We start from the raw sequence: 23,037 nt of genomic DNA, 5'->3' as shown, positions 1-23,037 counted from the left end.
TCATTTCGACCTTTTAATATACAAAATTTTGTTTTTTCAAAATAACTAATCAGTGTTAACTTTTCTATTATAATAAAATACGTTATGATATATGTAATCTAACACAAGGGGGATAATCAACCAATGGTTCAATCATTACATGGTTTTTTAGACGAAAACATTCAATATTTAAAGGATAATGGATTATACAACGAGATTGATATTGTCGAAGGGGCAAATGGACCGGAAATTACAATCAACGGCGAAAAGTATATCAATCTTTCTTCAAACAACTACTTAGGTTTAGCAACAGACGAAGACTTGAAAAAAGTTGCGAAAGAAGCAATCGATCATTATGGTGTCGGTGCAGGTGCAGTACGTACAATCAACGGTACACTTGATGTTCATGAAACTTTAGAAAACACATTAGCTGAATTTAAAGGAACAGAAGCAGCGATTGCATATCAATCTGGTTTTAATTGTAATATGGCAGCAATTTCTGCGGTTATGAATAAAAATGATGCGATTCTTTCAGATGAGTTAAACCATGCCTCTATTATCGATGGTTGCCGCTTATCTAAAGCTAAAATTATTCGCGTAAATCATTCAGATATGGACGACTTACGTCAAAAAGCGAAAGAAGCTGTAGAATCAGGTCAATACAATAAAGTGATGTATATCACTGATGGTGTGTTCAGTATGGATGGTGACGTAGCAAAGTTACCTGAAATCGTTGAGATTGCGGAAGAGTTTGACTTAATCACTTATGTCGATGATGCGCACGGATCAGGTGTTATGGGTAAAGGTGCTGGCACAGTAAAACACTTCGGTTTACAAGATAAAATCGATTTCCAAATCGGTACATTATCTAAAGCAATTGGAGTGGTCGGCGGTTATGTCGCTGGGACACAAGAGTTAATCGACTGGTTGAAAGTACAATCACGTCCATTCTTATTCTCAACATCTTTAACACCAGAATCTTCAGCAGCGATTACTGCCGCTGTACGTAAACTTATGGATTCTACAGAACTGCATGACAAACTTTGGGAAAATGCGAATTATCTTAAAGACGGCTTAAAAGAACTAGGTTATGATATTGGTGAATCAGAAACACCAATCACACCTGTAATTATTGGTGATGAAAAACAAACACAAGAATTCAGTAAACGTCTAAAAGACGAAGGAGTTTATGTGAAATCTATCGTCTTCCCAACAGTACCACGTGGTACAGGACGTGTACGTAATATGCCTACAGCTGCACATACTAAAGAAATGTTAGATGAAGCACTTGAGGCGTATAAAAAAGTAGGTAAAGAACTTGGCGTAATCTAAGTAGCTTTATATAAACAATGAAGCGGAACTGTTCAGTTATTTGAACGGTTCCGCTTTTATTTTAGAAATTAGTCTATTAGATACTTAGCTGAGTCATTTCTTTTATTGTTTAAGTGATATATCTATGATCAAGATAAAACTTCTCTAATGGTTCGTTATCTTTGATGCATTGTTCAATGCGTTCTAATGATTCTTCAAGTGTCATTTGTCTCAAAAACATTCTGCCTGGTGGTTCTCCAAATTTTTTCTCATAAGCTTTTTCAGCAGCTTCATAGGCATCAATCAATTTGTCATCATACATAGTTTTTCATTCCTTTGTGGTTGATTCAGAGGTGTCGTATATATTCATTTTATCCGTTGAGTGAATACACGAACGTACTTAACTCAAGTAGTGATTATCTAAATAAAACTTTTCCAATGGTTCGTTATCTTTCACACAGTCTTTCATAAGTTCCAAAGCATCTTCAGCAGGCATACCCCGTAAAAGCATTCTACTAGGAGCTTCTTTAAACTTTTTAGTATAAGCACATACAGCAGCTTGATACTCTTTTTTAAATTGTTCATCATACATATTAATCTACTCCTTCATCATGGTGTGAATCGTGTTGTGACAGGGTGATATCTTTTAAATTTAATTGTGGCTTAATTTCATATGTTTTCTCTTCTTTTGAATCTAGTAAGACGTCTGTCAGTTGAATCGTATAAATATCTGAGCTGTTATAGTCTTTATAATAATACGTTAAGTGTTCGCAATCGAGTATACATTGATATTGCGTATAATGAGGCTGCCCTTCGTGGAGTACGATGCCTCTCGGAATACTGACAGTGTCTAATAATTTGAATAGGTTATTTAAGCGCATCGTGTCGTCTTCAGCATCTTCAATCATTTGACGGAAATAAGCAGTTTTAACGAAACGTGCTGGCGAGGTATAACCTCCAGGCAATATTTCAGTATTTGTTTCGACATGAATTGGATCTACTTGTTTATCACCAAGTGTGATGGATGCTGATGAATCAGTATTAAAAGCTATGTACTGTTGTAAATTCTGGTAGTGCCATTCTAAGTCAGGGTGATTAGTCAGAACTTGTACCGGATTATCTTTCAAAATCAGTTTACCACCATTTGGTACAAGAACAATACTTTGACCTGTTTGATCAGTGACGATGAAATGAAAGGCAGGTGTTTTACCAAGTACAGGGTTTTGTTCATCAATCAACCTCACATTACCAATCGTTTCTTTTAAATGTGAGATGGATGCGTTCGTACCTAAAAGCCACATAATGAATGATTCTGGACCTAAATTAATATGATGTGAAGCGGGTGCAGGCTTATATGTCGCAAAGCCATTGTTGTTTAAAATTGCGATAGAAAGACCTTTTTCATTGATGCCATCTGCGAACATTACATCGTCTATTTTCATCGCACTGCCTACAAAACCATAGTCAAAAGTGAAGGTTTGTCCATAAGTTGTTTCCCACTGATAGTTTCTTGGGATAACTTTAGGAAAAGCTTTCAGTTCAAACGCAAAGTCCATGGTCCGTGCTAAGTAAGTTGTGTCGTATTGTGAAGTAAAGGTAAAGCTCGTACACATATGTATCAGCCCCTTAATACCATTAAAAGTTATAATCTAATTGATAATACCATATGGATATAGAAAAAACGGAGCAGCTTTTCTATGTGCTTCTCCGTTTAGTTCTATTTACTGATGGTCTGAAGCTTCTTCAGTTAAATCAATCAGATTTAATTTAGGTTTTACTGTATAAGTAATCGCATCACTTGCGTTTAAAATCTCATCAGTTAGTTTGATTTGGTATACATCTGAACCGTTATAGTCTTTAAAGTAATAAGTGAGATGGTGTGTATCGACGATAGCTTGGTATTGTGTGTAATAAATCGTACCTTCGTCTAAAACGACACCTCTTGGAATACTGACAGTATCGAGTAATTTAAATAAGTTGTTGAGTCGTTTATTCTCATCTTCCGCATCTTCGATAAATTGACGGAAATAAGCCATTTTAACGAAACGAGATGGAGAAGTATAACCGCCCGGCAGAACTTCAGTACCAGATTCAACACCAAAGGGTTTTACACTCTCAATGCCTAAGAGTGACGGTGAGGGCGCTTCGATATTGAAATGTGTATACTGTCTGACATTTTGATAATGCCATTCTAAGTTAGGGTTATTCGTTAATACACGAATGGGATTCTCTTTAATAATCAATTGACCGTCTGAAGGAATCACAACGATACTTTGACCAGATTGATCTGTAATCATAAAGTGTAGTGGTGGAACGCTGTCTAATGCGGGATTTACTTGTTTAAGTAAACGAACATTATCTGCTTGTTCTTTAAAGTCTCTGATAGATTCATTCATGCCTAAAAACCACATAATGAATTCTTCAGGTTCTAGATTGATATTGTCATTAGAAGTAGAAGTCGCATAAGAAGCTTCTCCTTGATAATATAACACAGCAATGGATAATCCTTTTTCGTTTATGCCATCTCCGAATACCACACCATTGACTGTCATTGCAGTTCCTACAAAGCCGTAATTTAATTTAAAGTCACGACCATTGTTGCTTGTCCATTCATAATTTCTAGGAATAGCTTTCGGGAAAGAATTCAAACTAAATGAGAAATCCATGGTGCGTGCTAAATAGTTCGCATCATATTGAGATGTAAATGCAAAACTCGTACACATAAATGTGCCTCCTTAAAAACAGTAATCAGTACAAAAAAACGTTACAATAATCATAACATGACGCAAGTCAAGACTTCGAATAAAGTAATGCCAATAAGGTGTTGAGAGTGAGGGATACTGTTGGAAATTAAAATATGTGAGGATGCAGCTTTATTAGCACATTTAAATCAAACTGTCCATGACATACATCACCAAGCCTATCCAGATATTTTTAAGCCTTATCATTATTTGGATACGCTAGATCTATTTCAAAAGCTCATGCATCAACCTGGGCATTATTTATTAGTCATTGAAACGGATACAGGAATAGCTGCTGGGTACTTGTGGGCGCAATTGGTAACGTTATATGAAACGCCATTTCGTTATGGGCAGAAGACGTTGTATATTCATCAAATCAGTATTGAACCAGAATTTCAGCATAAAGGTTATGGGCATGCACTCATGCAGTATATAGAAGAGGTAGCAGAAAAAGAGCGGTGTGACACAGTAGAATTGGATTATTGGGGGAAAAATAACGCAGCTGTTGATTTCTATGAGAAAGAAGGTTATGAATTTCTTCAAAAGCATTGCCGTAAAAATATTTGATGGTTTATCTAAATGATGTGTCTTTGAAATAAATAGAAAAGTATAATTTTGCTCTTTTCAAATGTAAGCGCTTTACTTATTTTTGTACGTATGGTATATACATTAATAAGCATTTATAAAAATATAGTGTTAAATAACAAGAGAATGTACACCTCAGAAATACTACAGTTCTTTAGCGCACTTTTCAAAGGGGAGAGAGAAATATGAAAAGAATTATGATTACTGGCGCACTAGGGCAAATCGGGACTGAACTTGTATTAAAATGTCGTGAGATTTATGGAACAGATAATGTTTTAGCAACGGATATTAGAGAACCAGAAGCGGATTCTCTAATCAAAGACGGACCGTTTGCGATATTAGATGTTACAGATGCAGCACGCATGAATGAGGTTGTAGAGGAATTTCAACCAGATGCTTTAATGCATATGGCCGCATTATTGTCTGCGACAGCTGAGAAAGATCCAATGCTGGCATGGAATATTAATATGGGTGGTTTAGTCAATGCGTTAGAAGCGGCACGCCATCATAATGTACAGTTCTTTACACCAAGTTCTATCGGGGCATTCGGGCCAACAACACCTAAACGTGATACACCTGCATTAACGATTCAACGACCAACATCTATGTACGGTGTAAACAAAGTATCAGGTGAGTTATTATGCGAGTATTACCATACTAAGTTTGGTGTAGATACACGAAGCGTACGTTTCCCTGGGTTAATTTCATTTGTGAAAGAACCAGGCGGCGGTACAACAGATTACGCTTGTGAGATTTATTTTGAGGCGGTACGTAAAGGTGAGTATACAAGCTTTATCGGTAAAGATACTTACATGGATATGATGTTTATGGATGATGCGATCGACGCAATTATTAAATTGATGGAAGCACCAGAAGAAAATATTGAAAATCGTTGTGCCTTTAACTTAAGCGGTATGAGTTTCGAGCCAGAAGAAATTGCCGCATCTATTCGTAAACAAATTCCAGAATTCAAAATGCACTATGAAGTAGATCCAATCAGACAAGGTATTGCAGATAGCTGGCCAGATGCGATTGATACAAGTTGCGCAAGAAATGAATGGGGCTTCTCACCTAAATATGATTTAGACAAGATGACAGAAGCTATGTTGCAAGGGGTTAGAGAGAAAGAAGCAGCAACACAAAAATAATATAAGCATATGAATTAAATCAACAGGGCTGAATGTTTTCTAGGACCTATAGAAAATGTTCGTCCTGTTAATTATTATGTATGACGGCAGTAGACTAATGTTAAGTGGGTGACGATTAGATGACAACATCATCAAGAGATAGAAGCGTTATGGTTAAAAATTTTGCGAGAACAAAACCTAGAACATAAAATTGTCATCGCTAATGGCAGCTTTGGCCATAATGAACCAAAGTGTATCTTGCCATATGGAGTCAGTGCGACATTAGATGCTGATAAAGGAAGTGGATGTTCTTAATGAATAGATCGTCTATGCAAAGTGAAAATGAGATTGCTCACAGTTGCATTCAGAAATAGACTGTACAATAATGGAAGTGTAAGGAATATAGCAACTTTTAATTTGTATCAATGGGGAAATGTTAAAGAGAGAAATAAATAACTGTGTTCAATAGAGGATTTGATTAAGGGCATATTTTTTAAATTTTCTAAAAACTCATTGAATACACAGGCTTAGATTGCTATAATTTTAGTATTATCTTATTTATAAGCACAATTTTAGGAGGCAGAAATCATGTCAGAAAATGTTAAATTCGAGAAACGTGAAGAGCTTAAACAAAAACCAGATCCAAGTAACTTAGGGTTCGGTCAACACTTCACTGATTACATGTTAAGTTATGACTACGATGAAGATAAAGGTGGTTGGCATGATTTGAAGATTACTCCTTATGCACCGATCGAACTTGATCCCGCTGCACAAGGACTTCATTATGGCCAAGCAGTCTTTGAAGGATTAAAAGCATACAAACATAATGGAGAGGTTGATTTATTCAGACCTGACCAAAACTTCAAACGTATTAATCAATCATTAGCACGCTTAGAAATGCCGCAAATTGATGAAGAGTTATTATTAGAAGGATTAAAAGAACTTGTGAATGTTGAACGTGACTGGGTACCTGAAGGGGAAGGTCAATCATTATACATTCGTCCATTCGTCTTTGCGACTGAAGCAGGTTTAGGTGTACATCCAGCGTCTCACTACAAATTATTAATTATCTTATCTCCTTCTGGTTCATACTATGGCGGAGACGCATTAAAACCAACACGTATTTATGTAGAAGATAAATACGTTCGTGCCGTACGTGGTGGTGTTGGATTTGCGAAAGTAGCTGGTAACTACGCAGCAAGCTTATTAGCACAATCTAACGCAAACAAAGAAGGTTATGACCAAGTATTATGGTTAGACGGTGTAGAACAAAAATACATCGAAGAAGTCGGAAGCATGAACATCTTCTTCGTTGAAAACGGTACACTTGTTACACCTGAATTAAACGGTAGTATCTTACCAGGTATTACACGTAAGACAGTAATCGAATTAGCTAAAGAACTTGGCTATAAAGTAGAAGAACGTCGTGTATCTGTAGATGAATTATTCGAAGCGTATGATAAAGGCGAATTAGATGAAGTCTTCGGTACAGGTACAGCTGCAGTTATTTCACCTGTAGGTGTCTTAAAATACGAAGACCGCGAAATCGTTATCAATAATAACGAAACAGGTAAAATCACTCAACACTTATATGACCAATATACTGGTATCCAAAGTGGTAAATTAGAAGACAAACACGGCTGGAGAGTGGTCGTTCCTAAAAAATAATTCGAAAAAGAATTATAAATAGTGATAAAAATAACAGGTCAGAAGCACAGATAACAGTGTGTTTCTGACCTGTTTTGTCATTAATATAATTAAAGGTTTTTGCCGAGTGCTTTATAATTTCATATGTAAAATAGGATAATTTCTACCTTGAGCGTCTGTTTGAGAGGTTTTATAAACTTCAAAGCCATTTTTAAGATAGAATTCTATTGCGCGTTCATTATCCTTGTTAACATCCACATAACTTACTTTTCCTTGTTGGATTAAATATTGCAGTATTTCTGAACCGTAACCTTGATTAAAGTGTTTTGGGTCTATAAAAAGCATTTCTAAGTTGTGATCGTGTGTTCCAGAAAAGCCAATTGCTTCTTGTCCAACAAACCACAAATAAGCTTCAACTTGTTGGAAGTAAGTAGGAATCTCTTGTTTTAAAGTGATTCTATCTTCTTCTTTTAAAAAGTCATGTGTCGCGATGACAGATCTTTCCCAAATATCTAATGCTTTTGGAAAGTTGGCTTCTTGAAGCTTCATTTTATGTAATCTCATATAGGTTTCTCCTTAAGATTTTGACATACAAACTATCCTACAGAAAGCGCTAACTAAACTCAAGGTAGATAAAAGTAATAAGCAAACATATTATTGTTTACTAGTCTGTATTCTATTGTATAATTGAAAATGATTATCGGTAGAGGTGCTTTTATGAGATATATTTTAATTACGATAGGTTTAATTTCAGCTATCGTTGGTTTTATAGGAATCGTTGTACCTTTGTTGCCAACTACACCTTTTTTACTTTTAGCAGCTGTTTGTTTTTCAAGAAGTTCTGAAAGATTTAATCGTTGGTTAGTGAGTACAAAGGTTTACGGTGAATATGTGGAAAGCTTCAAAAGAGATAGAGGCTTTACTTTAAAGAAGAAGTTCAAAATTTTATTGAGTTTATATATTGTTATCGCATTTTCGCTTTATATGCTAGATAACTTCTATATCAGAATTGGCTTATTGATTATGGTGACCTTCCAAACGATTGTATTGTTTACGTTGGTCAAGACGTTACCAGAACCATCAAAGGACCGTCAAAACTGTGAGAAAGATTAATCGTTGATGCATTTTGTGCTTACATCCAATACAAAGGGTGTAAGCCTTTTTTAATTTCCTTCTTAATTCATAAATTGATAAAATGAAATAAAAGTATAAAGAAAGAAGCGTGGAAACTGATGACAATTAAATGGATCTTATTTGATAAAGATGGCACACTCATTGATTTTGATATGAGTTGGATGAAGATTGGTATTCAAATGGTAGATCAGTTTGTGGAACGTTTTATTTCAGAAGAAGATCAAGCACATGCTTACCAGACTTTAGGTGTGAATAAAGAAAAGAATCAAATAGAACCTGGTACACCGATGGCCTGTGGTTCGCTAGATGAAATTATTCAGAATTTCAATGCGTTAGCTGGAGAAGATGTGGGCGAATGGACACGCAAGACGAGTCAATATCTCATTGACCATAGAGTTCCTGAAATTAAATGGATTGATGGGATGGTAGAAGCGTTAGAAACATTAAAGGCAGATGGATATCATATTGGAATTATTACGAGTGATACGAAGAAAGGCACAGATCAATTTATTGAATCTACAGATACAGAAGCGTTCTTTGATTTAGTCATCTCTACTGAATCTAATGCGGCTGAAAAGCCAGACCCAGCTGTATTAAAGGCGCTCTTTGCGCAAGAGAAGGGGCTTAAAGCGGAAGAGATCGCAATTGTAGGCGATACACCTAATGATATACAAACCGCTGTTAACGCTGGCTTAGGACTGTCTGTAGCTGTATTGACAGGCGTAGGTCAAGCGCATGAATTTAAACATGCGGATTATGTCGTAGAGAAAGCGCCAGAAATTGTTTCTATTTTAAAGGGCGAAGATACAGAATCCTAAGTTATCGTCACACATTAAATGAGGTGAAAATCATGAAAGAACAACATACAGTATTAGATGGACGTTATGCAGAATATCAAGGAGAAGTGTTTCGCGTCTTAAATGACTTTGGCAAGACTTTGCATTTGGTCACAGAAGATGCCGGAGCGCAGTCTTTAGGTTTTGAAGCGAAAACAACAAAATATTCGAGCCATACATTGTTTTATAAAGACGTCAAACGTCAAGAAGTCGATGCATTATATGATTTGAAACATGAAGCACGTTATGGCGGTACGCTCTTTGATTTGTTTTTTGATGCGAAAGGTCAAAGTTATATTGGCACAAGTGAAGCGGATAAGGCCGAAGCCTTTGGTTTAAAAGAAACAGATGAAGGTTATTATAGTAAAGCTATCAATGATGACGATTATGAACCTGTGATTTACCGCGAAGAGTTAGAATTATAACCAAGGTTGGAGGGATGATATGATGCGTCAATTAATTTTATTTGATTTTGACGAAACGTATTATAAGCATCAAACCACGAAAGAAGATATTCCTGAACTACGTGAACTTGAATCGACACTGAAACAAGCTGAAGAAAAGCACCAAGTGATTACTGCAGTGTTATCAGGCAGTATCTTTGAAAGTATTATGGAGAAAATGAAACATGCGGAAATGGAATATAAACCAGACTTTATCTTTTCTGACTTATGTTCCAAATTATTTGAACTAGATGATAAAGGCGAATATCAACGTTCTAAAGATTATGAAGAAGCTGTTTCAGAAACAACGTTCACTAAAGAAAAAGTTGATGAAATTATCGACAGCTTCGAGTCAGAACACCAAGTTGAACTTCATCCCCAAAGAGAATTCAGAGATGAAGAAACATTGTATGAATATTACTATTATGCACAAGGCGATGAAGAAAAAGACGAGCAGAATTTAAAAGATTTACAAGATAAAGCAGCGGCTTATGACTATGCGGTACATTATAATAAAACGAATCCTAAAGCAGGTGACCCTGAAGATGCGTATGATGTACACTTTACACCTAAAAACGCTGGCAAGTTATTCGCTGTGCGCTACCTGTTAGATATGTATGATCTTGATTCAGAAGGTGTACTAGGTTTCGGTGACAGTGGTAATGATGAGATTTATTTAAGTCATATCGGTCATCCGTTTGTGATGCATAATAGCACAGATAGTGATATGAAAGATAAATTCCCAGTTACACGTTATGATTACTATAAAGGTTTGAATGATGAAATAAAACGTTTCTTTGATAAATAACTTCATACAAGTTTATTCAGAGTAAAAGAAAATCATGTATCTCGCTCAGTTAAGAGCAGAGATACATGATTTTTTGTTTGCTTATTATTTTCTAGTATCTACATTACGATAGACATCAATCACATGCGCAATTTTATCTAACACTGGATCTAGCGTGTCTAAACTTTCATGCAGATCATATTCATTAATGTTCACGCGTACGACAGGGCAGGCATTGAAGCTTGAAATCCATTCTTCGTAACGACGGAATAATTTTTTCCAGTATTCTGGATCTGTATCAATTTCCATTTGGCGACCGCGTTGTTTGATGCGCTCAATCACTTCATCGTAATCACATTCTAAATAAATTAAAACGTCTGGTTTTGGGAAGTAAGGTGTCATGACCATCGCTTCAAATAATTCTGAGTATGTTTTGAAGTCTTCAGGTGTCATCGTCCCTTGTTCTTCGTGCATTTTTGCGAAGATATCAACGTCTTCATAAATAGAACGGTCTTGGATAAAGCCCCCGCCATATTCAAACATGCGTTTTTGTTCTTTAAAGCGTTCCGCAAGGAAATAGATTTGAAGGTGGAAACTCCAACGTTCAAAGTTATCATAGAATTTATCTAGATAAGGATTATGGTCCACATTCTCGAAAGAAGTGCGGAAGTTTAATTTTTTAGCTAAGGCACGTGTTAAGCTCGATTTACCGACGCCTACAGTACCTGCGATTGTAATCACCGCATCTTGAGGGATACCGTAATTATTCATGCGTGTTGCCTCCTATCATTGATTGTACAATGTTTAATAGATACTCGTAATCGTCAGCGTGATTGACGAAATCCAAGTTTGTTGTATCGATGCGTTTCACCATTTTGCCTTCGGCTTCTAAAGATTCATAGAAGTGATGATAAGCTTCTTTTAAATTTAAAAGATAATCATCTTCAATTTGTGCTTCGAAGCTGCGATTGCGTTTGGCGATACGTTGTTTTAATACTTCTAAATCTGCATCGAGGAAGATTACGATGTCCGGCATCATAAGATCCTCAGTCAGAATATCGTAAATACGGTCAAACTTGTTGTATTCTGTATCTGTCAGTGTTTGACGCGCAAAGATTTTGTTTTTATAAACATGATAGTCACTGACAATACCGTTATGTAGTTGTTCTAGATCTTGAACCTGTTTGTAACGGTTACATAAAAAGAACATTTCAGTCTGGAAACTCCATTTTGAAATGTCGTCATAGAAATCAGATAAAAATGGATTTTCATCCACGATTTCTTGTGCTTCATGATAATCAAGAGATTGACTTAAGCGATGTGCTAAAGAGGATTTGCCTACTCCTATAGGCCCTTCAATAGCGATATAAGGTTGATTCATAAACAACACTCCAAGTGTTAAAATAGACAATAGTAATTGTATCACATGGTAAGGGATTGAACATATGACAATAGATGAAAAATATATGAAACTTGCATTAGATGAAGCCAAAAAAGCTGAAGCTATCGGTGAAGTACCGATTGGCGCACTCATTGTTAAAGACGATGAAATTATAGCACGTGCACATAATTTAAGAGAAACGATTCAACTTCCGACAGCCCATGCGGAACATATTGCGATAGAAAAAGCAGCTGAAGCAGTAGGGAGTTGGCGATTAGAAGATTGTACTTTATATGTCACTTTAGAACCTTGTGTGATGTGTTCTGGTGCGATTGTTATGAGCCGTATTCCACGCGTTGTTTATGGCGCTGCTGATCCAAAGGGCGGTTGTAGCGGCAGTTTAATGGATTTACTTCAAGAATCGCGTTTCAACCATCGTGCAGAAGTTGTGAGTGGTGTTTTAGAAGAAGAATGCGGTGATATGTTGCGGAACTTCTTCAAGCAATTAAGAAACAAGAAGAAACAAGCTAAGCAATCGCAAGAGGCTAATGACTTGAACAGTTAAAACAACTTTAGAAGAATGAAGATGTCTGCTTTTAAGAAGTGGACATCTTTTTGTTTGAAAAGCGTTAAAAAGTAAGAGATAGTTAAGAATGAGTAATGCCGATAGTTTCTACCCTCATAAATCGTACAAACAGACGATAGAAGTCTGTTATCAAAATTTGATAGAATGAGGTTAGACTTTGTTGTGAAAAGTAATTTTACGACACTACGGCTAAGACAAAAGAAACGAGGTTAATTCATGATTAAACTAATTGCGACAGATATGGACGGAACATTATTAAATGCAGCACATGAAATTTCAGAGGAAAATATTAAAGCGATTAAAGCAGCGCAGGCACAAGGGATTACGGTCGTGATTGCGACAGGTCGTGCTTTCTATGAAGCCAATGCGCCTGTGGAACCGACTGGATTGAAAGTCCCATATATTTGTTTGAATGGTGCAGAGGTTCGTGATGAATCATTCGATATTATGCATACATCAAGCTTGAATCATGAAATGATTGAACAAATTACACATGTTCTAGATCGAGAGGATATTTATTACCAAGTCTATACTAACCTTGGTATTTATACTGAAGATCCTCAAAGAGATTTAGATATTTATATTGATATTGCAGAACATGCAGGTCAAAAAGCAGATGTAGAAAAAATACATCGTCATATTCAACATCGTATTGATCAAGGCACATTAAAAGTAGTTGATAATTATGATCAAATCAGTGAAAGACCTGGTGAAATTGTGATGAAAATTTTAGCGTTTGACAGTGATATCGGTAAAATTGATCGTGTCAGTGCAGAACTTGCGAAACACACAAACTTAGCAATTTCATCATCAGCACGAGGTAATATCGAAATCACAAACGCTTATGCGCAAAAAGGGATTGCGTTAGAAGAAATCGCAAACCAACTCGGTATCAATATGGAAGATGTCATGGCAATTGGTGATAACATGAATGACGTATCGATGCTTGAAAAAGCGGGTTATCCTGTCGCAATGGAAAATGCGATGCCTGAAGTGAAAGAATACGCAAAATATGTGACAGATAATAACCAAAACAGCGGTGTCGGTAAAGCAATCAACAAAATGCTGGAAGAGCAATCAAAATAAATTAACTGGAGTGACTATTGAATGAAAGGTGTCATTATCGTAGGCAGTGCGCGTATTGATTCGCACACAAAAGCACTGGCACAATACTTAAAGGGACAATTCAATGAAAAGGATGTTGAAGCGGAAATCTTTGATTTAGCTGAGCGTCCAATCCATACATTAGATGTTTCTGGCGCAAGTAATCCGCCAGATGATTATCAAGCTAATGTGAAAGATTTACAAGAGAAGGCGAGAGAAGCGGACTTTATTATTTTAGGTACACCGAACTATCATGGTTCATATTCTGGTATCTTAAAGAACGCTTTAGATCATCTGACAATGGATGACTTCAAAATGAAACCAGTCGGCTTAATGGGGAACAGCGGCGGTATTGTAAGTGCAGAACCACTTTCTCACTTACGCTTAATTGTACGTACCTTATTAGGTATCGCAGTGCCTACCCAAATTGCGACACATGATTCAGATTACGGCAAATTAGATGATGGTACATTCTTCTTACAAGACGAAGAATTCCAATTACGTTCTCGTTTATTCGTTGAACAAATTGTATCATTCGCAGAAAGCCGTCCTTATGAACATTTAAAATAAAAGGATGCAAGTGTGTTAGTTCAGCTGATAAAATATCCTGTTTGATAATCTCTGCTTAGTGGTGGTGCAAGGTGATTTTACTTTGTGGACTATTTAAGCAGAGCTTTTTTATGAAGAGGTAAAATAGTTAAGTTATATGGTTACTAAAAAGCATAAAGAAAAGGCCTGTAAGTTAAAGAGATAAACTCAAAAGCTTACAGGCCTTTAATGTGATTTATTCTAAATTCGCATGATTTTGTTGCATCGTAGTTTCATCAATATTGAAGTCTTTCATGAAATCTAATACAACAGCATCTAAGAATAATTGTGCAGCTTGTTCGAATAAACTGCCTAAAGGTTGTGCTGAACCTTCAGCATCATGTTTTGTTCCGGCAGGCAATTCGATTGTGACATCTGCCAATTCACCGATTTTAGAATCAGGTTTTGTTGTGACTAACGCCACTTGTGCACCTTGATCTTTAGCTTTTTCAGCTAATAGGCGTAAGTGTTCTGTGCTGCCTGAACCTGAAATGACGATAAACAAGTCGCCTTCGTGGATAGAAGGTGTTGTAATACCGCCAATGATAAATGCAGGTTGTTCAAGCTGATTCAAGCGCATTGTAAATCCATTTGCGACGAATCCAGAACGACCTTTACCTGCTACGAAAATATTTTTGGCATCTTTGATTGCTTGTTCAAAGTTTTCAACATCTTGATCTTTAACATTAGATAACGTCGTTTTCAGTTCATCTAAAATCAATTGATATTGTAGTTTTGCCATAGCTTATTTCCCTTCAACTGCGTCGCGGCAAGCTTTTGCTGCTTCTACTGGGTCGTCTGCATTTGCGATACCGCCACCAACAATCACTAAGTCTGGTTCTTCAGCTACGATATCTTTGATTGTATCTGGTTTGATACCGCCAGCAACGGCAACTTTAGAATTTTTGATAACAGATTTAACTGTGTGTAAATCATCTAATGGAGATTTACCTTCAGCTTGTAAGTCATAACCAATGTGTACTGCGATATAGTCAGCACCCATTTCATCTAATTCTTTAGCGCGTTGTTTAATGTCTTGAACAGCAATCATATCTACTAATAATTGTTTGTCATTTTTGTGTGCTTCTTCGACAGCAGCTTTGATAGAAGCGTCTTCAGCAACACCTAAGATTGTTACAACGTCAGCACCGAATTTAACTGCTTGGCTGACTTCATAGTCTGCAGCGTCCATAATTTTCATATCTGCTAGAACTTTAACACCATCGATGTTTTCATCCATATATTGAACGGCAGGCAGACCTTCGTTATATATGATAGGAGTACCGATTTCTACGATATCGACATAATCTTTCACTTTGTTAGCTAACTCTGCAGCGTCTTCTTTATTTAATAAATCAATTGCTAATTGTAGTTCCAAAATGATTCATCCTTTCATAATGTATGTGTTGTAACTTTTGCTTTACTTAGATTATTTACCCTTTTTAGTTTTTGACAAACAACAGTGAATTTTACTGTTCGGGTGCAGCTGCGTTATCTACGTAAACCTCTACATTAGGATGATCGTATAAAACTGTTGCTGGGACATCTTTGTCTTGAATGCCGCTCGCAAGTTTTGTAATCGCATCTTTCTTTTTCTCGCCAAACGCTAATAAGATAATACGTTTTGCAGATAAAATTGTAGAAAGACCCATTGAAATAGCTTGTTTCGGCACATCTTCTTCGTTATCGAAATAACGGCTATTGGCTTGAATCGTACTTTCAGTTAAATCTACGACACGTGTAATACTGTCTTTTTCTGTACCTGGTTCATTGAACCCGATATGACCATTTTCCCCGATACCTAAAATTTGGATATCTGCAGGCCCTTTATCCTTAACCAGTTGTTCGTATCTTGTAGTTTCAGCGTCTAAATCTTTCGCATCACCGATTGGTAAATGTACATTTTCTTCTTTGAAGTGTGGATAGCGATCGAATAGCACTTCATGCATATAATGATGATAGCTTTCTGGATGATCGGCTGATAAACCAACATATTCATCTAAGTTGAATGTTTCTACATTAGAAACATCTAAATCATTTAATTCCATCAGTTTAACTAAGTCAGAATAAACATCTACCATTGTACCTCCTGTTGCTAGACCTAGCTTACTTTCAGGATTCTCGTTCATTTGGTTGAACAGCTCGTAAGCTGTGTAGAATGATGCTTTCTCTTTATCCCCTAAATTAATAATTTTCACGTTGTGTGACCTCCTTATTTGTATCTATATATGAAGACATACATGTCCATTATAACGAGGTGAAGTTTAAACAGATAGTAAATCCCCCTCAAATTATAGGAATATTTCAATAACCTCTTTAGAAAGTGGAGGAACAGTTATATAATGTAAATATTGTTTCTAATTTAAGAATTGATAACCGAGAAAACCTATCGTTAATTCAAGAATGAGCAGTAGGTTATATTTATTGACGAGGATTTAGTACAATTAAATGATAAAGAGATTGATAAATAAATCAAGAATAACACGATATAGATGGGGTTCAACATTTGATTTTGCTTAGTGTAAGGGAGTGAGCAGCTTGGAGCCGATAGAATATGAGAAAGTACAAACGTTACTGGCATCTTATGTAGATCAACCTGTATACCTGCATGTTGAAACAACAAATGGTGCGTATGCGAACCATTTTGATCAACGTGTCTTTAATGCTGGAACGTTTTTAAGAAATATCAAAGTAGTCTTTGAACATGCCAAACTTAAGGGCGGTGGCAAAGAACCATTCAGAGTGGGTTTGAAACTACAAGATAATGGATGGGTTTATGTACAAGGACTGACACATTATGAAGTGAACGAGGATAATGAATTCTTGCTCGCTGGTTTTAATTATGAAGGGCAATTAGCGGCAGCGCTTGAAATCAGTGCTGTACCGTTTGAAATATAAGGAGGACGTATCATGTCAGAGGAAAGTCATGTATTAGTTATATTTCCGCATCCTGATGATGAGACGTTCTCATCAGCAGGAACATTAGCACGTTATATTGATGAAGGTGTTCCAGTTACGTATGCTTGTTTGACTTTAGGTCAAATGGCACGTAATTTAGGAAATCCGCCATTTGCGACACGTGAATCTCTGTCGAAAGTCAGAGAGCGCGAGTTGGAAGACGCAGCAAAATCGATTGGTATTAAAGATTTAAGAAAGATGGGTTACCGTGATAAAACAGTGGAATTCGAACCACATGAAAAAATGGACGGGATGGTTAAAAGTCTGATTGATGAATTGCATCCTTCAGTAATCATTTCATTCTATCCAGGTTATGCGGTACACCCAGATCATGAAGCAACAGCAGAAGCGGTAGTTAGAACAGTAGGACGTATGCCTAAAGCAGAACGTCCACGTTTACAATTAGTTGCTTTTAGCAATGATGCGATTGATGAGTTAGGTATGCCTGATATCATTAACGATATTACTGATTATAGAGAAGTAAAATTAGATGCATTCAAAGCACATGCATCCCAATCTGGACCATTCTTGCATCAGTTAGCTGAACCGCAAGTTCCAGATACAGCCAAAAGTTTCTTAGAACAAGAAACATATTGGACTTACAATTTTGAATCATGAGTGGAGGGGCACACAGATGACTGAATTTGATTTATCGACACGAGAAGGTCGTTGGAAACACTTCGGTTCTGTTGATCCTATTAAAGGTACAAAACCAACAGTAAAAGAAGAAATGACAGATCTACAAAGCACGCACAAAGATTTTTTATTTGAAATTGAAGAAGTCGGAATTAAAAACTTAGTATATCCCGTGATTATAGATGAATATCAAACGGCAGGTACTTTCGCATTTTCAACTAGCTTAACGAGAGAAGAAAAAGGTATTAATATGAGCCGTATCTTAGAAAGTGTTGAGAAACATTATGATAACGGTGTAGCATTAACATTTGATAATCTGCATACGGTATTAGATACACTTCAAAAACACATGAAACAAACTTCAGCAGGGGTAGATGTTTCAGGTAAGTGGTTCTTTAATCGCTATAGTCCCGTTACGAACTTAAAAGCTGTCGGCAATGCGGATGTAACGTATGGCATGGCAGTTGAAGGGGATAAAGTGACACGTAAAGAGCTGACAATGGAAGCGAAAGTAACTACTTTATGTCCATGTTCAAAAGAAATCAGTGAGTATTCTGCGCATAACCAACGCGGAGTAATTACTGTAAAAACGTACTTGAATCGTGAAGCGACACTACCGTCTGACTATAAAGAAGTAATTTTAGATGCGATGGAAGCTAACGCAAGTTCAATTCTTTACCCAATCTTAAAACGTCCAGATGAAAAACGCGTTACAGAACGTGCTTATGAAAACCCTCGTTTTGTGGAAGATTTAATTCGTTTAATCGCTGCAGACTTAGTAGAAGTGGATTGGATTGAAGGTTTTGACATTGAATGTCGTAATGAAGAATCTATTCATCAACACGATGCTTTTGCGAAGTTGAAATATAGAAAATAATAGAATGAAATAAGGCCTTCTTAAGTAATGGTATGACATTGCTTGGGAAGGTCTTTTAATATGTAGAAAATGAGCGTGAGTTTAAAAGTTCACTAAATTCATGATAAATATCGCAAATAAAAATAGAGCACTGCATCTAACCTGTTGGGACTTCAGGTTGCTTGTGAGGTGGGACAGCCTCGTAAGCTAAGCAGTGCTCTATTTTTTTAGGGTGATCGACAATTTACGTCAGGGGAAACATACTTGTCGATTTTAAATTCAATGATTAGATTAACTGTTAATGCCGTCGCATGCATATTTTAGGATATGTTCTATGATTAATTTAGGAGGTTAGTTGCGACTTTAAGCATTGTTTATGTCGGTGTAGAGGAAACGTCTGTCCTTTTGTTTGGGTGGGTAGAAAGGTGTAACGATTATTTATAGAATATGCTTTTAGGATTGATTTAGGATGCATACATTACTTGCGTTTCCTCTACATTGATTATTGTATGATATCTCTACATAAAATACATGAGGCTATGGTATCAACTTTATCTAGGACTAATTGCCGAGAGCGTTACAATTGATTTTTGAGATTGAGTTGTTCAATAAAATGACTCAACAAAGCGATTAGACGATTTTTTCACGTACTTTACCTGAAATATAATCCACAATACCGACCATAATGACTAAACCGATTAAGATAATGCCGACACGGTCCCATGAACGGGTTTGTAAGGCGAAGATTAACGGTGTGCCGATACCGCCTGCACCAATCAAACCTAAAATGGAAGCGGAACGCAAATTCAACTCAAAGCGATATAAAATCAAGGATAAGAATGTCGGTAAGATTTGTGGGACGACCGCAAAGACTAACGTCTTCATTTTATTCGCACCGCTCGCTTTTAATGACTCAGTAGCACTTAAATCGATGTTTTCAATATCTTCTGCGAATAATTTACCAAGCATACCTACTGAGTGAATACCTAGTGCGAGTACACCAGAGAATGATCCTGGTCCAACGGCTTTTATAAAAATCAAAGCCATCACAATCTCTGGAAAGACACGAATGATACTTAAAATAAATTTACTGAAGCCTGATACAGGTTTGAAACGTATAATATTTCTAGCACCTAAGAAGGCTAAAGGAATACAAATGACCGCTGCGATAATGGTACCTACAACCGCAATCGCAAAGGTTTCTAATAATCCGCGTAATAAATCTTCACCGCCAGGCTGATAGACAAATCCCCAATCTGGATGTGTTAAACCATGCATAATGGATCCAAGGATTTGTTGCGACTTTTGTTTGATTTCTAAGGCGGGCATACCCGCAAAGGCCCAAACCAATAAGGCTATTATTACCACGGAAATAATGCCATACTTTAACTTTGTGCGAGGACTGCCATAATGTTTTAATAATTCTGCTTTAGATTGTGTCATGTGAGTTGTTCCCTCACTTTCGAACTGATGTAATCAATAATCACCACAATGACCAATGTAAATAAAATAATCATAGCCGTACGGTCATACTGAAATAATCCCAGCGTCTGATCGTAAAACAATCCGATACCTCCGGCACCGACTAAACCTAACACTGCAGCGGCTCGAATATTGATTTCGAACGCAAAGAGTACGTAAGAAACATAAGAAGCTAAAGCTTGCGGTACAACACCGAATATAATCCACTTTGTTTTATTCGCACCGACAGCCGTCATCGCTTCAAGTGGTCCAGGTTCAATAGCTTCTAGTACTTCATATAATAATTTCGCGACAATACTGATTGTTAAAACAATCACTGCTAATACCCCGGGGATTTGGCCGATACCAAAGACTGCTACAAAGATAGCGGCTAATAATAAATCGGGGATAGTACGCACGATATTTAAGATGAAACGTGCTGGCATCGCAATCCATTTAGAACGTGAAATATTTTTTGCACACAATAAGGCAATAGGTACTGTGATGATAGAACCGATAAATGTCCCGACAATTGCCATTCTGATTGTATCTAACATGGGATTAAGTATCTGTTCAAGATAACTCCAGTCAGGTGGAAACATTTGAGTGAATAGGGTCCCGATTTGCGGTAAACCATAAATCAAATCACTAAAGCTGAATCCCGTATATAAGACACTCCAAAACACTAAAAACAATACCAATATAGTGGTCATCGCTGTTTTAAACGACATTTTATGATTCAGCATTTCTGCATAATTTTTGTCGGGTGTCATATTAATTCACCCCTAACTTCTCATCATCATTAATCGAACGTCCATAAATTTTATTGAATGCTTCATCTGTTGCTTCATCGACTGCACCGTCAAAGACTAATTTACCGTCACGTAAGCCAATAATACGTGTGCCATATTCGCGTGCTAAGTCCACAAAGTGCAAGTTAATGATGATGGTGATTCCTAATTCTTCATTAATACGTTTCAAATCATCCATGACTTGTTTAGTTGTTAAGGGGTCTAATGAAGCCACAGGCTCATCTGCCAGAATAATAGAAGGTTCTTGGCAGAGTGCACGAGCAATAGAAATACGCTGTTGTTGACCACCTGATAATTCATCTGAACGTGATTTATATTTATCTAAAATGTTTACACGGTCTAAAGCCTCTAATGCTTTGATTTTATCTTCTTTAGGGAAAAGGCCTAAGACCATTTTCCAAGTAGAGTGATAGCCGACTCTGCCACTCAGCACATTACGCATTACAGAAGAACGTTTCACCAAATTAAAGTTTTGGAAAATCATGCCGATATTACGACGCATTTCTAATAATTTCTTACCTGATGCTTTGGAGATGGATGTTCCATCAATCACAATATCGCCTTCGGTAATATCATGCAGACGGTTAATCGACCGTAATAAGGTTGATTTACCAGCACCCGATAGCCCGACGATAACCGCAAAATCACCTTTTTCAATATTTAAGTTGATATGGTCTAAACCGACATGGCCATTATCATATACTTTACTTACATCTCTGAATTCAATCTGACTCATAATAGTAGTCCTTTCTAAATTAAGTATCGAGATAAAAACATAAGCGTACTCAAAAGATTAACTTCTGCACATACTTGCTAACAGAGTTCAATCTTGCTGAGATACGCTTAGGTTCAGTCAGTTTTTCTTAACTTGAATTATTTCATTTCTTTAACTTTTTTGTCGTACTCTCTTACTGTATCGAAGTTAGAATCTTTACTGTCTGTATAGCCTTCATGTGAATAAACATCACTGATCACTTGATGTCCTTCTTTTGTTTTAGCAATGTCTTTAAAGGCTTTTTTCAATTTGTCTCTCCATTTTTGATCCATGTCGCTACGTACTGAAATCGTGTCATTTGGAATGTCTTTTGTTAATTTCAATACTTTTGTATCTTTGTAGACATTAGGTTCATCTTTTTTCACAATTTTACGTGCATCTTGGAATACAGCAGCCGCATCTACATCGCCATTCATCAATGAGATAATCGCTTGATCATGACCTTTCATGTTAACGACTTTCATATCTTTAAGGACGTTCACGCCTTCTTTATCCATTTCAACGGCAGGGAATGTATAACCCGCTGTAGAAGTAACATCTTGTAATGCGATTTTCTTACCTTTTAAATCTTTCACGCTGTTAATGCCTGAATTCTTTTTCACTAAAATTTCTGATTTGTATTTGTCTGTTAATTCTTTAGAATCAGAACCATCTTTGTTTACACCGAAACGTTGTGCTTGTAGTAATACATCAGCAGCTTTTTGATCATGCGCTAATGTATATGCAGTAGGAGGTAAGAAACCAACATCTACTTTTTTAGATTTCATCGCTTCTACAATTGTGTTGTAGTTTGTAGAAACAGAAACTTTTACTGGGATGCCTAATTCTTTAGATAATAATTTTTCTAAAGGTTTCGCTTTCGCTTCTAACTTATCCGCGTTTTGTGAAGGTACAAACTGTACAGTTAATTCTTTAGGTTTGTAATCTCCGCCTTTACTGTCGCTTTCTTTCTTGTTGTCTAATGAACTTCCTTTTCCACATGCTGAAACAAATAAAATAACTGCCATCATCAAAATAAGTAATGCCTTAAAAGATGAACGTGCTTTCATTACGTTGTTAACCCCTTCCATATGTATAAAATTTGATACAGGTTCATTATATCACGATGTAAATATGATACAATATATTAATTGTTAAGTTTAGGTAAATATTTAATATAATCAATTCTTTAGTTTAATATTGTTAAATCTAAATTTAGTTATTGTAAATTTGCGTTCATCTTATGTCTCTAAACTATGACAGGTTCTATAATAAAGGGCTCTATAATAAATTCGGTTGATGAGATAACCT

At 36.5% G+C, this 23,037-nt stretch carries 29 protein-coding genes; 15 read left to right on the top strand and 14 right to left on the bottom strand.

The features are described from left to right. Positions 1-123: 123 nt before the first annotated feature. A complete protein-coding gene (locus HMPREF3270_RS09285; RefSeq protein WP_023016308.1) occupies positions 124-1,311 on the top strand; it encodes a glycine C-acetyltransferase in 1,188 nt (395 codons plus the stop codon). 109 nt (positions 1,312-1,420) lie between these two features. On the opposite strand, the gene HMPREF3270_RS09280 is transcribed toward HMPREF3270_RS09285, so the two are convergent. From HMPREF3270_RS09280 to HMPREF3270_RS09265, 4 genes are all read right to left on the bottom strand, one after another. Then, on the bottom strand, positions 1,421-1,612 hold the full coding sequence (locus HMPREF3270_RS09280; protein WP_002481340.1) for a hypothetical protein: 192 nt from the start codon (positions 1,610-1,612) through the stop codon (positions 1,421-1,423). A gap of 78 nt (positions 1,613-1,690) precedes the next feature. After that, positions 1,691-1,882: a hypothetical protein gene (locus HMPREF3270_RS09275; protein ID WP_002481341.1), complete on the bottom strand. Its 192-nt coding sequence runs from the start codon at positions 1,880-1,882 to the stop codon at positions 1,691-1,693. 1 nt (position 1,883) lies between these two features. Then, entirely contained in the window at positions 1,884-2,903 is a 1,020-nt protein-coding gene (locus HMPREF3270_RS09270) for a choloylglycine hydrolase family protein (RefSeq protein WP_070848487.1), read from the bottom strand. A gap of 108 nt (positions 2,904-3,011) precedes the next feature. Continuing rightward, positions 3,012-4,013 (bottom strand): choloylglycine hydrolase family protein, encoded by a 1,002-nt coding sequence (locus HMPREF3270_RS09265; RefSeq protein ID WP_070848486.1) that lies wholly within the window; start codon positions 4,011-4,013, stop codon positions 3,012-3,014. A 120-nt stretch (positions 4,014-4,133) separates the two neighbouring features. On the opposite strand from HMPREF3270_RS09265, the gene HMPREF3270_RS09260 reads away from it, so the two are divergent. The 4 genes from HMPREF3270_RS09260 to HMPREF3270_RS09250 all read left to right on the top strand — a co-directional run bounded on the left by HMPREF3270_RS09260 (position 4,134) and on the right by HMPREF3270_RS09250 (position 7,411). After that, complete coding sequence (locus HMPREF3270_RS09260; protein WP_070848485.1) at positions 4,134-4,598, top strand: GNAT family N-acetyltransferase; 465 nt, start codon at positions 4,134-4,136, stop codon at positions 4,596-4,598. Between the two features lie 203 nt (positions 4,599-4,801). Then, a complete protein-coding gene (locus HMPREF3270_RS09255; RefSeq protein ID WP_060803747.1) occupies positions 4,802-5,764 on the top strand; it encodes an L-threonine 3-dehydrogenase in 963 nt (320 codons plus the stop codon). 162 nt (positions 5,765-5,926) lie between these two features. Continuing rightward, complete coding sequence (locus tag HMPREF3270_RS14230; RefSeq protein WP_256274415.1) at positions 5,927-6,058, top strand: hypothetical protein; 132 nt, start codon at positions 5,927-5,929, stop codon at positions 6,056-6,058. Between the two features lie 273 nt (positions 6,059-6,331). After that, positions 6,332-7,411: a branched-chain amino acid aminotransferase gene (locus HMPREF3270_RS09250; RefSeq protein WP_002481346.1), complete on the top strand. Its 1,080-nt coding sequence runs from the start codon at positions 6,332-6,334 to the stop codon at positions 7,409-7,411. A 111-nt stretch (positions 7,412-7,522) separates the two neighbouring features. On the opposite strand, the gene HMPREF3270_RS09245 is transcribed toward HMPREF3270_RS09250, so the two are convergent. Then, positions 7,523-7,954, bottom strand: coding sequence for a GNAT family N-acetyltransferase (locus HMPREF3270_RS09245; protein ID WP_070848484.1), 432 nt, complete (start codon positions 7,952-7,954; stop codon positions 7,523-7,525). A gap of 153 nt (positions 7,955-8,107) precedes the next feature. Between HMPREF3270_RS09245 and HMPREF3270_RS09240 the strand changes: the two genes are divergently transcribed. The 4 genes from HMPREF3270_RS09240 to HMPREF3270_RS09225 all read left to right on the top strand — a co-directional run bounded on the left by HMPREF3270_RS09240 (position 8,108) and on the right by HMPREF3270_RS09225 (position 10,611). Further along, on the top strand, positions 8,108-8,503 hold the full coding sequence (locus HMPREF3270_RS09240) for a YbaN family protein (RefSeq protein ID WP_002481348.1): 396 nt from the start codon (positions 8,108-8,110) through the stop codon (positions 8,501-8,503). 125 nt (positions 8,504-8,628) lie between these two features. Further along, complete coding sequence (locus tag HMPREF3270_RS09235) at positions 8,629-9,342, top strand: HAD family hydrolase (RefSeq protein WP_070848495.1); 714 nt, start codon at positions 8,629-8,631, stop codon at positions 9,340-9,342. 32 nt (positions 9,343-9,374) lie between these two features. Further along, positions 9,375-9,785: a hypothetical protein gene (locus HMPREF3270_RS09230; RefSeq protein ID WP_023015488.1), complete on the top strand. Its 411-nt coding sequence runs from the start codon at positions 9,375-9,377 to the stop codon at positions 9,783-9,785. Positions 9,786-9,807: 22 nt separating this feature from the next. Next, the gene (locus tag HMPREF3270_RS09225) at positions 9,808-10,611 is read left to right on the top strand and encodes an HAD-IIB family hydrolase (RefSeq protein WP_234427230.1); all 804 of its coding nucleotides are present in this window, start codon (positions 9,808-9,810) and stop codon (positions 10,609-10,611) included. Between the two features lie 84 nt (positions 10,612-10,695). On the opposite strand, the gene HMPREF3270_RS09220 is transcribed toward HMPREF3270_RS09225, so the two are convergent. Next, the gene (locus HMPREF3270_RS09220; RefSeq protein WP_002481352.1) at positions 10,696-11,361 is read right to left on the bottom strand and encodes a deoxynucleoside kinase; all 666 of its coding nucleotides are present in this window, start codon (positions 11,359-11,361) and stop codon (positions 10,696-10,698) included. Further along, positions 11,354-11,971, bottom strand: a complete 618-nt coding sequence (locus tag HMPREF3270_RS09215) for a deoxynucleoside kinase (protein WP_023015487.1) — start codon at positions 11,969-11,971, stop codon at positions 11,354-11,356. Before HMPREF3270_RS09215 ends, HMPREF3270_RS09220 begins: the two co-directional genes overlap by 8 nt. A gap of 64 nt (positions 11,972-12,035) precedes the next feature. On the opposite strand from HMPREF3270_RS09215, the gene tadA reads away from it, so the two are divergent. The 3 genes from tadA (at position 12,036) to HMPREF3270_RS09200 (ending at position 14,231) form a co-directional block, all read left to right on the top strand. Further along, on the top strand, positions 12,036-12,536 hold the full coding sequence (tadA, locus tag HMPREF3270_RS09210; RefSeq protein ID WP_002481354.1) for a tRNA adenosine(34) deaminase TadA: 501 nt from the start codon (positions 12,036-12,038) through the stop codon (positions 12,534-12,536). Between the two features lie 237 nt (positions 12,537-12,773). Continuing rightward, positions 12,774-13,643 carry a Cof-type HAD-IIB family hydrolase gene (locus HMPREF3270_RS09205; RefSeq protein WP_002481355.1) on the top strand — a complete coding sequence of 290 codons (870 nt, stop codon included), beginning with the start codon at positions 12,774-12,776 and terminating at the stop codon, positions 13,641-13,643. 21 nt (positions 13,644-13,664) lie between these two features. Then, positions 13,665-14,231, top strand: a complete 567-nt coding sequence (locus HMPREF3270_RS09200; protein ID WP_002481356.1) for an NADPH-dependent FMN reductase — start codon at positions 13,665-13,667, stop codon at positions 14,229-14,231. 214 nt (positions 14,232-14,445) lie between these two features. Here HMPREF3270_RS09200 and hxlB read toward each other — a convergent pair whose 3' ends face one another. From hxlB to nagB, 3 genes are all read right to left on the bottom strand, one after another. Further along, a complete protein-coding gene (gene hxlB / locus HMPREF3270_RS09195; RefSeq protein WP_002481357.1) occupies positions 14,446-14,991 on the bottom strand; it encodes a 6-phospho-3-hexuloisomerase in 546 nt (181 codons plus the stop codon). A 3-nt stretch (positions 14,992-14,994) separates the two neighbouring features. Then, positions 14,995-15,627, bottom strand: coding sequence for a 3-hexulose-6-phosphate synthase (gene hxlA / locus HMPREF3270_RS09190; protein ID WP_002481358.1), 633 nt, complete (start codon positions 15,625-15,627; stop codon positions 14,995-14,997). 91 nt (positions 15,628-15,718) lie between these two features. Beyond that, entirely contained in the window at positions 15,719-16,447 is a 729-nt protein-coding gene (gene nagB / locus HMPREF3270_RS09185) for a glucosamine-6-phosphate deaminase (RefSeq protein ID WP_070848483.1), read from the bottom strand. 340 nt (positions 16,448-16,787) lie between these two features. Here nagB and HMPREF3270_RS09180 point away from each other — a divergent pair, with 340 nt between their 5' ends. The 3 genes from HMPREF3270_RS09180 to folE2 are packed head-to-tail and all read left to right on the top strand — an operon-like array spanning position 16,788 to position 18,720. Then, positions 16,788-17,147: a YojF family protein gene (locus tag HMPREF3270_RS09180; RefSeq protein WP_002481360.1), complete on the top strand. Its 360-nt coding sequence runs from the start codon at positions 16,788-16,790 to the stop codon at positions 17,145-17,147. A gap of 12 nt (positions 17,148-17,159) precedes the next feature. Next, positions 17,160-17,825: a bacillithiol biosynthesis deacetylase BshB2 gene (gene bshB2, locus HMPREF3270_RS09175; RefSeq protein ID WP_070848482.1), complete on the top strand. Its 666-nt coding sequence runs from the start codon at positions 17,160-17,162 to the stop codon at positions 17,823-17,825. A gap of 16 nt (positions 17,826-17,841) precedes the next feature. Continuing rightward, a complete protein-coding gene (gene folE2, locus HMPREF3270_RS09170) occupies positions 17,842-18,720 on the top strand; it encodes a GTP cyclohydrolase FolE2 (RefSeq protein WP_023015484.1) in 879 nt (292 codons plus the stop codon). A gap of 609 nt (positions 18,721-19,329) precedes the next feature. Here folE2 and phnE (HMPREF3270_RS09165) read toward each other — a convergent pair. The 4 genes from phnE (HMPREF3270_RS09165) to HMPREF3270_RS09150 form a co-directional block, all read right to left on the bottom strand. Next, positions 19,330-20,142, bottom strand: coding sequence for a phosphonate ABC transporter, permease protein PhnE (gene phnE, locus HMPREF3270_RS09165; protein WP_070848481.1), 813 nt, complete (start codon positions 20,140-20,142; stop codon positions 19,330-19,332). Then, the gene (phnE, locus tag HMPREF3270_RS09160) at positions 20,139-20,933 is read right to left on the bottom strand and encodes a phosphonate ABC transporter, permease protein PhnE (protein ID WP_070848480.1); all 795 of its coding nucleotides are present in this window, start codon (positions 20,931-20,933) and stop codon (positions 20,139-20,141) included. The genes phnE (HMPREF3270_RS09165) and phnE (HMPREF3270_RS09160) overlap by 4 nt, the downstream gene beginning before the upstream one ends. A 1-nt stretch (position 20,934) precedes the next feature. Further along, positions 20,935-21,708, bottom strand: a complete 774-nt coding sequence (gene phnC, locus HMPREF3270_RS09155) for a phosphonate ABC transporter ATP-binding protein (RefSeq protein ID WP_070848479.1) — start codon at positions 21,706-21,708, stop codon at positions 20,935-20,937. Positions 21,709-21,845: 137 nt separating this feature from the next. Further along, the gene (locus HMPREF3270_RS09150; protein ID WP_070848478.1) at positions 21,846-22,796 is read right to left on the bottom strand and encodes a phosphate/phosphite/phosphonate ABC transporter substrate-binding protein; all 951 of its coding nucleotides are present in this window, start codon (positions 22,794-22,796) and stop codon (positions 21,846-21,848) included. Positions 22,797-23,037 lie beyond the last annotated feature (241 nt).

Source organism: Staphylococcus sp. HMSC65H10 (assembly GCF_001839185.1).
GTDB classification, from domain to species: Bacteria; Bacillota; Bacilli; order Staphylococcales; family Staphylococcaceae; genus Staphylococcus; species Staphylococcus simulans.
This window is presented reverse-complemented; position numbering and strand designations above follow the sequence as displayed.